This window comes from Providencia sp. PROV255 (genome assembly GCF_028478065.1).
In the GTDB taxonomy this organism is placed as follows: domain Bacteria; phylum Pseudomonadota; class Gammaproteobacteria; order Enterobacterales; family Enterobacteriaceae; genus Providencia; species Providencia rettgeri.
Genome location: NZ_JAMPMI010000018.1, coordinates 136,227 through 149,614, shown reverse-complemented (window position 1 = coordinate 149,614; position 13,388 = coordinate 136,227). Strand labels below are relative to the sequence as shown.

The 13,388-nt window shown below is 43.2% G+C and carries 9 protein-coding genes; 6 read left to right on the top strand and 3 right to left on the bottom strand.

All coding sequences use genetic code 11. The annotated features are described in order from the left end of the window. Positions 1 to 118: 118 nt before the first annotated feature. Genes ttrA through ttrB form a run of 3 tightly spaced genes read right to left on the bottom strand, consistent with a single transcriptional unit; the run spans position 119 to position 4,951 of the window. Positions 119 to 3,193 (bottom strand): tetrathionate reductase subunit TtrA, encoded by a 3,075-nt coding sequence (gene ttrA, locus PR725_RS16705; protein ID WP_198641285.1) that lies wholly within the window; start codon positions 3,191 to 3,193, stop codon positions 119 to 121. Then, positions 3,186 to 4,232: a tetrathionate reductase subunit TtrC gene (ttrC, locus tag PR725_RS16700; RefSeq protein ID WP_109911089.1), complete on the bottom strand. Its 1,047-nt coding sequence runs from the start codon at positions 4,230 to 4,232 to the stop codon at positions 3,186 to 3,188. The genes ttrA and ttrC overlap by 8 nt, the downstream gene beginning before the upstream one ends. After that, the gene (gene ttrB / locus PR725_RS16695; protein ID WP_196718666.1) at positions 4,214 to 4,951 is read right to left on the bottom strand and encodes a tetrathionate reductase subunit TtrB; all 738 of its coding nucleotides are present in this window, start codon (positions 4,949 to 4,951) and stop codon (positions 4,214 to 4,216) included. The genes ttrC and ttrB overlap by 19 nt, the downstream gene beginning before the upstream one ends. Positions 4,952 to 5,205: 254 nt before the next feature. Between ttrB and ttrS the strand changes: the two genes are divergently transcribed. The 6 genes from ttrS to PR725_RS16665 all read left to right on the top strand — a co-directional run bounded on the left by ttrS (position 5,206) and on the right by PR725_RS16665 (position 13,368). Beyond that, on the top strand, positions 5,206 to 6,963 hold the full coding sequence (ttrS, locus tag PR725_RS16690) for a tetrathionate respiration histidine kinase TtrS (protein WP_272513129.1): 1,758 nt from the start codon (positions 5,206 to 5,208) through the stop codon (positions 6,961 to 6,963). Between the two features lie 126 nt (positions 6,964 to 7,089). Further along, complete coding sequence (gene ttrR, locus PR725_RS16685; protein WP_004909762.1) at positions 7,090 to 7,686, top strand: tetrathionate respiration response regulator TtrR; 597 nt, start codon at positions 7,090 to 7,092, stop codon at positions 7,684 to 7,686. Between the two features lie 58 nt (positions 7,687 to 7,744). After that, on the top strand, positions 7,745 to 8,689 hold the full coding sequence (locus PR725_RS16680; RefSeq protein WP_004909761.1) for a Kdo(2)-lipid IV(A) acyltransferase: 945 nt from the start codon (positions 7,745 to 7,747) through the stop codon (positions 8,687 to 8,689). A 593-nt stretch (positions 8,690 to 9,282) separates the two neighbouring features. Beyond that, positions 9,283 to 10,509, top strand: coding sequence for a multidrug efflux MFS transporter MdtG (mdtG, locus tag PR725_RS16675; protein WP_272569882.1), 1,227 nt, complete (start codon positions 9,283 to 9,285; stop codon positions 10,507 to 10,509). A 383-nt stretch (positions 10,510 to 10,892) separates the two neighbouring features. Then, a complete protein-coding gene (locus PR725_RS16670; RefSeq protein ID WP_272569881.1) occupies positions 10,893 to 12,422 on the top strand; it encodes a peptide MFS transporter in 1,530 nt (509 codons plus the stop codon). A 157-nt stretch (positions 12,423 to 12,579) separates the two neighbouring features. Further along, entirely contained in the window at positions 12,580 to 13,368 is a 789-nt protein-coding gene (locus PR725_RS16665; protein ID WP_004909753.1) for a PhzF family phenazine biosynthesis protein, read from the top strand. The last annotated feature ends 20 nt before the right edge of the window (positions 13,369 to 13,388 follow it).

Sequence of the window (13,388 nt, the reverse complement as noted above, 5' to 3'; positions counted from 1 at the left end):
GTGTGGTAGCACACCGTTTTATGCGCAATGTTAACTGCTTACTACATATTGCCAACAACCAGATGGTTAATAATGAAGCTATGCAGGTCCCCATCACTAACCATCCTTACTACTTCGTTTAACCAATTAACTCAATGCGAGCAGGTAATCCTTGGCGTACCGATGCCCCCGAAACCCAGTCTAACCACGTGTTGGCGACTTCACGTGTTGGGTCAGCAAACCCAAGGTCATTTAAGTTAATTCCTGAACCATTTGCCTCATTCATTGGCATTGGTTGGCCATCCAGATAATGCTGTTTCGCCCCCATTTCGGTGTGCCCATAACCATGCTCAATCGCAAGTACCCCAGGCATTACACCATCAAGAACACTCACTTGGGCTTCAGCATGGCCACCCGGTGTGGTGATCCGGATCCAATCGCCATGTTTGACACCCATTTTTGCTGCATCATCGGGATGCAAAGCAACAAGATTCGTTGGTTTCACATGGCGTAGACGTTCAATGACTGTCGTTGAACTGCTCATTACATGGGATTTAAATGACATCAGTTTCAACGGCCACTCTTGTTCTGGGAATACCGTATTCACATCATCGCCATTTGCCATACGTGGTGGATAGTAAGTTGGGCAACCACTATAACGCTCACCCGTTATGGCATGTCGATTGATTGCCACCGTTGGATTCCAAATTTGTAAGCCTTTTTTCCATTGAGGTCCTGTTGCATCGCCATCCCAGGCTTTTTCATACGGAGCAAAACGGCCTCCTCTTGTGAAAATATAGGCAACACGGCGAACTTCTTCTGGTTTTAACGTACGCGTAATCGCTGGTAAAATGCGCTCCACGCCACTGATTTGGATATCTTCTGTTGCGGCTTCAGGAACTGGTTTTTCCCCTAGCCATGCCATATTTGCAGCAACTCTTAAGTAATAGTCTTCAGCTGTATTGAGTGAATGCATGTTGCCATCCATATCTTCAATCACGTTATCACCAAAGCCCGGTAAATTAAGTTCTTTTGCTACAGCGATACAAAAACTCTCCATCGAAACTGGCTGGCCATCTGCTGTTTTAGCCGTGCGTGACTCAACAATCGGCCAACGTGCCGTACTGGCTTTGACCTGCACACCAGACCATGGTGCACTGAACCCCCAACTTTCGAAATTATGGGTATCCGGCACGATGTAATCTGCCAATGCCGTGGTTTCATTCATAAAGGCATCAATACCTATAATCAGCGGCAAGTGTTTAGGGTCTTTCAGTTTTTCTTCCATCACCTGACGAATACCTGCGATACCATATACAGGGTTAGTCATATTGGTGATCCACGCTTTCAGTGCATAAGGATACCCCATCAAGGCGGATGCTAACTGTTCTGTTAGTTGACCTTTGGCAAACGGGTACCAAGGGGCTTTTGCGGGATATGGGTTCTCACCTGCTGCCTGACGCGCTTTGAATTCATCTGATTTTTCATACACTTCATTGCTACGTGATAACACCACACCTTTAGGTTTCACTTTACCTTTATAGCTGGCAATTTTGTAACGTGGCCCATCGTTTTCTCCGTTGAATTTACCACCACCAACAGAAACACCGCCTTTCAAGTTTAAGTTACCAATCAATGCGTTAAGCATGATAACTGACCATGCAGTGTAGAAACCATTACCGCCCATCATACCGCCATGGGAAATAACTGCGGCTTTTCTATCATAAGACGTTAATGCTTTACCCAGTGATTCAATGGTTTTTACTGGGACATGACAGCGCTGGCTATATTCTTCCAAAGTCATGCGATTTGCGGCTTCTTTAAGACACTGGAAGCTGGATTTAACCGTCACTTCACTGCCATCGTGCAAAGTCACTTGGCGTGTCACAAACAATTCAGCAGTTGGAACTTCGTTTGCCAGTTTTAATTCGCCAGAGGCATCTTGTACTAAATAGGCTTTCTCATCGTCACCTTCTCCTGTGATATAAGAAGAAATTAACAATTTGCCAGCTAATGGGTGGTTATCATCCGTAATGACTAAATGTGTTGAGTTAGTCCAGCTTTTCTCCCCCATCGCTTCCATGGATTTTTCACTTGGCACACTGAGGTATTTGGCATTGTAACGCTCATTTTCAATGATCCAACGGATCATCCCCATCACTAACGCAGCGTCAGTACCCGGCTGTACTGGGACCCAGTGGCCGTGGTCATTTGCTAAAGTCGTTGTTAATGGTAATGCAGGCGAAACCACCACATAGTTAAATGAATCACGTAAACGCGCAGTCGCCAATTGACGGCCTTGGCGCTTAAATGGGTTACCTGATTGCGCAGGCGATGTGCCTAAGAACAGTGCGAAACGAACATTATCCCAATCGGGTTTGACGTGGGCGTTTTTGTCCAAATCATCCATCAATGCACCGGAACCGGCACGATAAGCCAATCCACAATACGAACCGTGAGCTCCAAAGTTTTTACTACCAAAGGCATTTTGTGCAAAGCGACGGATAAAACCATCACGGCCGTCGTCACCTGCATTGGTCACTAATAATTGGTTGGCTTTTGGTCCCAGTTTTGGTTGGGATGGGTCTAAAGGCGTTTCTAAGTCACGGATCGCCCGTAAGCCATCCACATGCCCTTCACCAAATAAATCGCCCCCTTCAACCACTTCTTTTATTAATTGTTCAAAACTGATGCGCTCCCATTTACCTTCCCCGCGTTTGCCAACACGTTTCATCGGTTCGAGAATACGCAATGGGCTTGTTAAGCCTTCCATTAACGTCGCACCTCGAGCACAGGCAGTCGAACGGTGTTCAAGGCCTGATTCCCCACTCATTTTGTTAAATGCCATTTTCAGCGGCATGCCATACGGAAAATGCTCTTCATGAGATAGTGGATGATAAGGGTTCCCCGCAATACGCAATACTTCATTTTTCGCTGTATCAACGCGAGCACGAATACCACACTGAGTCCAACAACCAAAACATTGCGTCATCGCAACCACTTGTTCTGGGTTTTCTTGCCAACCTTTCAGTGCCTGTCCTTCAGGACGTAAAGAGTTACCATTGAGCCTATCAAGAGTGACTTTACCTGACGTACCATTAACCAGACCATCGACTGCACGTTTGGCCACATCACGGTAGCTTGCACCAAATAATGCGATACCACCGACAACCAAACCACCTTTAAGCCATTGACGTCTTGAGAATTTAGCCATGTTGCACTCTCCTCGCAAACCAGCGAACACCTTCACGAACAATAATTGTTAATGCAATCCATAAACCGAATGTGCCGACAATTGCCAGTAATCCGTCTGTTCCCAATGGGAAATGGTATGGGTTAGCGATAATGTTATATTTTGGTACCGCTTGAACTTCCATCAGGAAAATCCAACGTATCGTCCAAGCAAAAGCCATTGAAATTAAAGCGAGAACAGTGATATATGCAACCGAGCGATTCGCTTTTAAATTACTGACGGACATCGCAAAAGTGATTACCCACAATGCACAAACTCCCATCAACATCCACCACCCAGGGCTTGCTGTATCTAACTGTTGACGTACTGCAATACCTGAGGTGGTATCACCTGAGAGCCATAGCGCAAAACAAACGGCGAACAGCAATAATGTCACAACTTGGAAGCGTGCTAAGCGGTTTTGATATTGAGGTTCACGGCGTGCTCCTAAGTTAATCAATGCAGGTAATACTTGTAGCGCACTGAGGAACATCAATACTGGTATCCACCAGCTATACCAAATTGGGCGAGCATTTAATACTGAGGCTTCACGGCCGGTATATAACAATAATCCTATCGCTGAAAGTGCAGCCAACAACGCCACCCAACGTGTTGCTTTAAACTCTTTTTTCCAAATCAGTTTCACCACTAATGCGACAAAATATAAACCAATAAATGTAGTGAATAATGGCAGTAACACAGACCCCCACCACATCCAAGACCATATTGTTGGATGCGCGTAGAAATGCCATACCCTTGCGGTTTGGTGTAAATCTGCGGTTAATGCTAATGGAGCGGTAATACCCATCGTGATAGCAATAAATACTGCAATCATCTCTAAGCGACTGTTTTCAGGTTTATTTCTCCAATGAAGATAACAAGCGTACAGTACCGCGCAAGCAGCAATTCCTATGAAGAAGAAATATTGTACCGCCCAAGGAAGCCAAAAGAACTCTTGTGGCTGAGCCATGACTTCTGAAATATAAGTTACTTGGCCATTCATCAGAACACCTCCTGCCATAATGCGGGCTGCCCTTTGCCTTGTAGCGGCTGCACGAATGCGTCATCTAAACCAATATAAAAAACTTGTGGCAATGTGCCATTTTCCGGTTTGAGGACTTTGATTTCAGCTTCGTACTCTGTCAGCATTTTACGAATAGTACTGTTCGGGTCTTTTAAATCCCCAATAATGCGTGCGCCCCCCACACAAGATTCAACACAAGCTGGCAATAACCCCACTTCTAAGCGATGAGCGCAAAATGTGCATTTATCGGCGGTTTGCGTAGAGTGGTTGATAAAGCGAGCATCGTATGGGCACGCTTGTACGCAGTAAGCACAACCAACACAGCGTTCGTTATCAACGACAACAATGCCGTCTTCACGTTGGAAAGTCGCTTGAACTGGACATACCGGTACGCAAGGAGGGTTATCACAGTGGTTACATAGGCGAGGTAATAATACGTTGGTAAAACCTTCTTCGCCCTTCACTGCAACTTGATATTGATTCACTGTCGTTCTAAATTGGCCTTGTGGGGTTTGGTTTTCAACCGAGCAGCTTACTGTGCAAGATTGGCAACCAATACAACGGCGTAAATCAATCAACATTCCATAACGTTTTTCTGGGTTGCCTTCTCGGCGTGTCGGGGAAAAACTGAGCCCAGCTTCTGCGATAGGAATTAACGAAGCTCCCGCAGTCACCGCCCCAATTTGTTGTAGAAATTTTCGTTTACTCAGATCCATAATTGGCTCCAGCACTGACATTGCTAATGCGAAAATAAAAGTTATTAATCAATATGTTATTTGTATTACATGCGTTATTGACAATGGGTACAGTCTCGTTAAGATAACCCGTGGAATTGTTATTTCTCTTTAAACCAAATGAGTTATCTTGATAAAACGTGTAGTGCCATTGTAAGAAGTGTGGAGCCGCCGCCCTATTGTGGTTTACCACATACCCGTAGCTAAATTGATCTAACGCAACGAATAACTCAAATATGTTAAAAAAATCGCCTAGGCCGTTGTATCACATACTATTAATCATGCTACTGACGTGGTCTTTGCCTGCAATTTCGGCACAATGGACTATCGGAGTATTAGCCTTGCGTGGACCGAGTTCCACCCAATCTCATTGGCAACCACTTATTGACACACTCAATGAGTCTATTCCTGGGGAACGTTTTACGTTACAACCACTCAATTTAGATGAAATGAAAGAAGCAATTTCCAACCGTAAGATTGATTTTTTACTGACGAATCCTGCCCAATTTATTCAGTTAGATAACCGCTATCATTTACGTTGGTTGCTCTCCCTTCGTTCTGATGTGGAGCCCAACAGCACGACGCGTAATGTTATTGGCAGCTTAATATTAGTTCGCAAAGACAGTGATATATCAGAAGTTAAAAACCTAATTGGCAAAAAAGTCGGCGCTATCTCGCCAGATGCTTTTGGTGGCTATTTATTAGGTTACAAAGTGTTAAGGGATATGGGCTACGATGCGGCTAAAGACTTTAAGATGCAATTTTTAGGCTTTCCTGCTGATGCATTATTATATGCACTGCGTGATGATTCATTATCTGCGGCAATTGTTCCTGTCTGTTTATTAGAAAATATGCATAGCGAAGGGCTGATTGATAAAACACAATTTCGCCCACTAATTCAACATCCAAGCTCTCTCTCTTGTTTAACTAGCACAGAACTGTATCCAAACTGGTCTTTTGCTGCCTTAAGTGAAGTGCCGGATAATTTAGTCGACAAAGTCACCAAGACATTATTATCAACCGATAAAGCCGCCATGCGTTGGGGAGCTCCGGCCTCGGTGACTCAAGTTGAAACCTTGCTCAGGGACGTTAACCAACACCCGCAACAACGTCAAATCTGGCAAGATATCGTCAGTTGGACCATTCAAAACCAAATCACTCTTAGCCTTGTCGCGTTATTTTTTGTGTTACTTGGCATTAATCATGTTTGGATTGCCTTTTTGGTTAGGCGCCGTAGCCGCCAATTAGAAGAAGCGCATAACCGCTTACGAGAACAAGAAACCAATTTACAAAAGGCACAGCGGTTAAATATTTTGGGGGAAATGGCTTCTGGATTTGCTCATGAATTGAATCAACCCCTGTCTGCAATCCGCCACTATGCCCAAGGGTGTATTCTACGCCTGACTAAAGAGTCTGAAAGCCACCCATTAATTAACGCATTAACAAAAATCGATGACCAAGCTCAACGTGGAGCCGATATCATTCGTAATTTACGCCTCTGGGCGGGTAAACCAAGTCTTGACCCGGCAGTCACCTTGAGCCAACAATCAGTTAAACAGGCCATTAATCATATTTGGCAATTATTGCGTGCAGACCAACACTACCCCGATGCAAAGTTAATTTTACCTGAAACGCCTGACATCTCCCTGATGTTGCCTGATACGTTACTTGAGCAATTACTTTCCAATTTAATCAGCAACAGTTTACAAGCGGGGGCAACCCTACTGCGTTTCGAGTTTCATTTTTCACAGCAGCATTTTTTACTTGTCTTGCAGGACAATGCCGGAGGTATGCCTGCGGGTCAATTAGAGCAAGGTATCACACCATTTACTACGACTAAAAAAGAAGGTTTAGGGTTAGGTTTAGTGATTTGCCAGCGTTTGATCCAAAGCCAAGGTGGCGATATTCGTATCGAAAATAACCTGAGTGATGATGGATTACATGGCCTAATGGTCACTCTCATTTTCAATTATCACAATAAAATCGTGGATTGAGCATGTTTTGCCACGTAATTGATAACATTCACATTAACTATATGTGACAATGGCTTTATTACGATAATCAATGCTCATTACATAAAGCACCCTATTTTGTCACCCTCTACACGACGAGGTATATGTATGCCAGTGATCCATCTCGTGGATGATGACCCCGATGTGACGGATGCCTGCCAATTCTTACTAGAAACATTGGGCTATAGCGTTACCGTTTGGAATGACAGTGAAGCATTTATCCAAAATGCGGCATTACACCAAGAAGGTGTGGTGTTATTGGATATGCGCATGCCTAAATTAGACGGGCGACAAGTTCACCAATACCTGAGGGAACAACACAGCACATTAGCCGTGATCTTTTTGTCTGGCCATGGGGATATCCCGATGGCGGTAGAACAAGTGAAACTGGGTGCCGTTGATTTTCTACAAAAACCCATTGATAGCCAACAGCTTGCTAAGACCTTAGAGCAAGCTCGCTCAGAAACCACGAAAGCCACTGAAGGGTATTTAATTAAACAGCGCTATGAAACGCTCACGCCTCGTGAAAAAGATATCTGTGGCTATGTGTTGCAAGGCTTAATTAACCGTGAAATTGCTGAGGCAGCCTGTGTTTCTGTGCGCACCGTTGAAGTTCATCGGTCTCGTGTCATGGAGAAAATGGCTGTTCGCAACTTAGCTGAGTTAATGAGCACCATGCAGGCAGTTAACGCTTTAAACGAATAATTTGATATAGTTTAATCATGCCTTTTTATTAATTTATGACTAATATATTCGGATAATAATGATACTAGCTCCAAAATTTCAAAAACGGTTCCTCCATCCTCGTTACTGGCTAACTTGGCTAGGTATTGGCGTATTATATCTTCTTGTTTTATTGCCTTATCCTGTCATTTATTGGATGGGAACTCGTTTAGGTTTGTTTTCCAAGCGCTTTTTGAAAAAGCGGGTGAAAGTCGCAGAACGAAATTTGCAATTATGCTTTCCAGAGATGAGTGAGCAGGAACGGCAGCGTTGCATAGACAAAAACTTTGAATCTGTCGGCATGGGCTTATTTGAAACGGGTATGGCTTGGTTTTGGCCTGATTGGCGCGTTCGTCGCTGGGTCAAAGTCATTGGGGAAGAAAATGCCGTTGCAGCCCGCCAAACTGGCAGAGGGATTATCGCGCTCGGCGTTCATTTTCTAACCTTGGAAATAGGTGCGCGTGCCTTTGGTATGTTAAACCCGGGTATTGGTGTGTATCGCGCCAATGATAATGACCTGCTTGATTGGTTACAAACCCGTGGGCGGTTACGTTCCAATAAATATATGTTGGATCGCAAAGATATGAAAGGCATGGTACGCGACTTAAAAAATGGGGAAATTTTATGGTATGCCCCCGACCATGATTACGGCCCACGCAATAGTACATTTGCACCTTTATTCGCTGTAGAAAATGCAGCGACAACCAATGGTTCACAAATTATTTTACGCCTGGCTTCCCCTTTAGTGGTGCCTTTTACCCCAAGGCGTTTACCTAACGGTAAAGGTTATGAATTGATCATTCAACCTGCCATTGATGATTTCCCAATTGAAGATAATGTGGCTACCGCAACCATGATGAACCAAATTATCGAAAAAGAAATCCTCAGGGCGCCAGAACAATATATGTGGCTACACCGCCGTTTTAAAACACGCCCTGAAGGGGAACCTTCGTTATACGGGGATTTAGACAAAATCCATCATTAATGATTAACGTAATCAGATAAATTATGGCGTGATTTTTCAACTATTTTTTATGATGCTTTTCTTGCTGTTTTTTATACTGTTTTCTCTAAATATGGCGTGATTTTTCAACTGCTTTTTATGATGTTTTTCTTGCTATTTTTTATGCTGTTTTCTCTAAAAATGGCGTGATTTTTCAACTGTTTTTTATGATGCTTTTCTTGCTGTTTTTTATACTGTTCTCTCTATATGGCGTGATTTTTCAACTATTTTTTATGATGTTTTTCTTGCTGTTTTTTATACTGTTCTCTCTATATGGCGTGATTTTTCAACTGTTTTTTATGATGCTTTTCTTGTTGTTTTTCATACTGTTTTCCCTAAATAGTCGGGTCTACAGCTAGGCGGCAAAATGAAGATATCCCGAGGAGCATACATAAGTATGTGACTCGGGTAGCTGAATGAAGCTAACAACGCTGTAGAACTGAATATGACGGGAAAAGTGACTTGGGTAGCTGAATGAGGCCAACAACGCTGTAGAACTGAATATGACGGGAAAAGTGACTTGGGTAGCTGAATGAGGCCAACAACGCTGTAGAACTGAATATAACGGGAAAATTATGACGGGAAAAACAGAGTATTGGAAACGTAACCTATACGTCGTGTGGTTCGGCTGTTTTTTAACAGGTGCCGCCTTTAGCCTGATCATGCCTTTTCTCCCGTTATATATTGAAGAACTTGGTGTCAAAGACCATGCTTCGTTGAATTTATGGACTGGTGCCGTTTTTAGTATCACCTTTTTATTTTCTGCCATTGCCGCTCCATTTTGGGGGAGATTATCCGATCGCAAAGGGCGAAAATTAATGCTATTGCGATCCGCGCTGGGCATGGCGATTGTCATGGTGTTAATCGGCTTTGCGCAGAATATTTGGCAATTATTAGCCTTAAGAGCCATATTAGGTTTATTGGGTGGCTTTGTTCCTAATGCTAACGCGTTGATTGCAACTCAAATTCCCGTGAAAAAAAGCGGCTGGGCTATGGGCGTCCTTGCGACTGGTGCGGTCAGTGGCGCACTTATTGGCCCATTAATCGGCGGTTTTCTTGCTGACCAATATGGCTTACGCCCCGTCTTTTTTATTACAGCAACGGTGCTGTTTATTTGCTTTTTTGTCACGCTCTTTTATGTTAGAGAACGCTTCACGCTGGTTTCGCGCAAAGATGCATTGTCCAGCAAGCAAGTATTTGCCTCACTACGCAATAAGAATTTAGTCATTAGCTTGTTTTTCACCACGATGATCATTCAAGCTGCGATGGGGTCAATCAACCCCGTGATCACCCTCTATGTTCGGGATCTATCTGATTCTTTAGAAAACCTCGCCTTTGTCAGTGGTGTAATAGCCTCCATTCCCGGTGTTGCGGCTTTAATCAGTGCGCCCATGTTAGGTAAACTCAGTGACCGAATAGGCCCTGAAAAAGTTTTACTCGCCGTGCTGGGCGCATCTATTTTTGTATTATTCCCAATGGGGTTGGTAAGTAGTTATTGGGAGTTAGGCTTTCTCCGATTTATGCTTGGGGCACTAAATGCTGCACTATTACCTGCGGTACAAACGTTAATTATCTATAATATTTCTCACCAAGTGACTGGGCGTATTTTCAGCTATAACCAAGCATTACGCGATGTTGGAAACGTGACAGGGCCTTTAATGGGCTCCTTTGTCGCTGCCACCTATGGTTTCAGAGCCGTATTCTTTTTCACTGCGGCGTTAGTTCTCTTCAACTTAATTTATTCATGGTTAGTTATCCGGCGCCAATCCGATGGTCTACGCGCTTCCCCGTCCGACCAATAACCCCCTTGCTATTTTTTGTACAAAAACCTGATGATTTATACGCTTTATTGTCTCACTTTGCTTAAAATTAAAATTTTACAACCTCAAGTAATTGATTTTAAACAATTTAATCGATTCAAAATTCTTTCTTTTATTGTCAACTAAAATCCTGTATCTTCCCCTAGCTTATCGTGAGAAATGAGAGTTATATCGACTTTTCACCTTAAAAGCACACCTTTTACAATAAATTCATTCTGTATATAGGTGATTCTATAATAATGTATGTTAAAAATATGTTTCACACGCTTGTGTTAACATATCAATAACAATTGACATTCAAGCGCACGGCTTGGTGTTTTATATCATGCACAACCTCTCAAGAGAGTATTTATGGGAGTTCACAGATGAACAATTCTGCGACTAAAACAAAAACTTTTTTTGGGCATCCATACCCATTGAGTTCGCTTTTCCTCACAGAAATGTGGGAACGCTTCTCTTTTTACGGAGTTAGACCGTTACTTATTCTATTTATGAGTGCGGCATTATTACAAGGTGGAATGGAATTACCTATTGAACAAGCTTCCGCTATTGTCGGTATTTTCGCTGGTGGGGTTTATATCACCTCGTTGCCGGGTGGTTGGTTAGCCGATAACTGGTTAGGCCAGCGCCGCGCGGTTTGGTACGGCTCATTAATTATTGCGTTTGGCCATTTATCCATCGCAATGTCTGCCTTTTTATCAAATACCTTCTTTTTCGTTGGTTTATTACTCATCGTATTAGGTACAGGGTTATTTAAAACCTGTATTACTGTGATGGTAGGAACGCTGTATAAGAAAGAAGATACACGTCGTGATGGCGGTTTCTCTCTGTTCTATATGGGTATTAACATGGGTTCATTTATTGCCCCGTTAATTATTGGTCCACTTCATGAAAAATATGGCTGGCATTTAGGTTTTGGCCTTGGTGGCTTAGGAATGCTAATTGCCCTGTTAATTTTCCGTTTTTACGCCATTCCTCAAATGCGCCGCTATGATAAAGAAGTTGGCCTTGATTCCACATGGAACCGCCCAACAGTTGAGCGCAAAAACGTGGGGAAATGGGTAACCTTTGCCATGGTATTATTGGCCATACTGGTTGTCTTGATTGATAATGGTACGATTCCATTTAATGCCTCAATCATCGCGAAAAGCTCTGCTTATGTTATCTCGACCTGTGTGGGCATCTATTTCTTATTTATGTTCTTCCTTGGCGGTTTAAACAGTAGCGAGCGTTCTCGCTTACTGGCTTGCTTAATTTTACTGATTGCAGCCGCATTCTTCTGGTCCGCTTTTGAGCAAAAACCGACTTCATTTAATATCTTTGCTCGCGACTATACTGACCGCCAAATGGGCAGTTTTGAAATCCCAACCATTTGGTTCCAATCAATTAATGCGTTGTTCATTATATTGTTAGCCCCAGTATTTAGCTGGTTCTGGCCTTCTCTGGCTAAACGTAATATGAACCCAAGCAGCATGACCAAGTTCGTGATTGGTATCTTATTTGCTGCAGGTGGCTTTGCTATCATGATGGTGGCAGCAAACCAAGTGCTTGCAACACAAAGTGGCGTTTCCCCTTTCTGGCTAGTTGGCAGTATCTTATTACTGACATTAGGAGAACTGTGCTTGAGCCCTATCGGCTTGGCAACAATGACTTTGCTCGCACCACAAAAAATGCGTGGTCAAGTGATGGGGTTATGGTTCTGTGCGAGTGCGTTGGGTAACCTTGCCGCAGGTATCATGGGTGGTAACATCCGTAAAGACCAATTGGATTCAATGCCTGAGCTATTCTCCCATGTCTCTATTGCGCTGGTCATCTGTGCGGTCGTATTGGCAGCGTTGATTATCCCTGTCAGGAAAATGCTCAAAAATGCAGACAAAAATGAAGAAAATGCTTAATAACGCGGATTAATTGTCTTTTATCCGGTAGCAACCCACACGCTACCGGATCTCCCCCCAGCTTCATTAGCCTATTAATAATTTGCCTATTATATTTCATAAAATAGGCGTTATACTGGCCTTTCATCATCCCATAATGACTCTTGGAAACCCTATAATGAGCCTTTCTGCTCCCATTTACTATGTTGATGCTTTTACAGATACCCTTTTTCACGGTAATCCCGCAGCGGTTGTATTACTCGATAATTGGTTATCAGATGAACAGCTAATTGCAATTGCCGCAGAAATTAACTTGTCAGAAACCGCATTTTTAGTCGGCCGCCATATTCGATGGTTCACCCCTAAAGTCGAAGTAAAATTATGTGGTCATGCAACACTTGCCGCAGCCTTTGTGTTAAACCATGTGCTCCAACAAAACATTCATCCTTTAACATTTAGCTCTTTATCAGGTGAGTTGGTTGTGACACAAAATGCCCAAGGATTTACACTCGATTTTCCAATTATTGAATCTGTACAAAGTCATCCAGACCAATACCCACACCTCGCTGACATCCTTGGAATCAAAATCAAAGAGCTTTGGATAGCGAAAGACCGTTACCTGTGTTTTCTTGAAGGTGCAGAACTCGTTCAAAACTGCCAGCCGGATATGCTAAAACTTTCACAGCTTTCTCTACCTGGATTAACAATTACAGCAGAAAGTGCTAATAGCGATTATGACTTTGTTTCTCGTTATTTTGCCCCTGCAAAAGGGGTTGATGAAGACCCTGTAACAGGCACTTCACATTGTGCTATTGCACCAATATGGGCAAATCGGCTAAATAAAGTGCAGTTAGTTGGCCATCAAATATCATCACGCGGAGGAGTAGTTCATTGCGAGCTAGCCTCTGGTCGAGTAAAACTAACAGGTAACGCCGTTTTGTTTCTAACAGGCCAAATCCTAATTTAAGTTTTATAAATCAATAAACT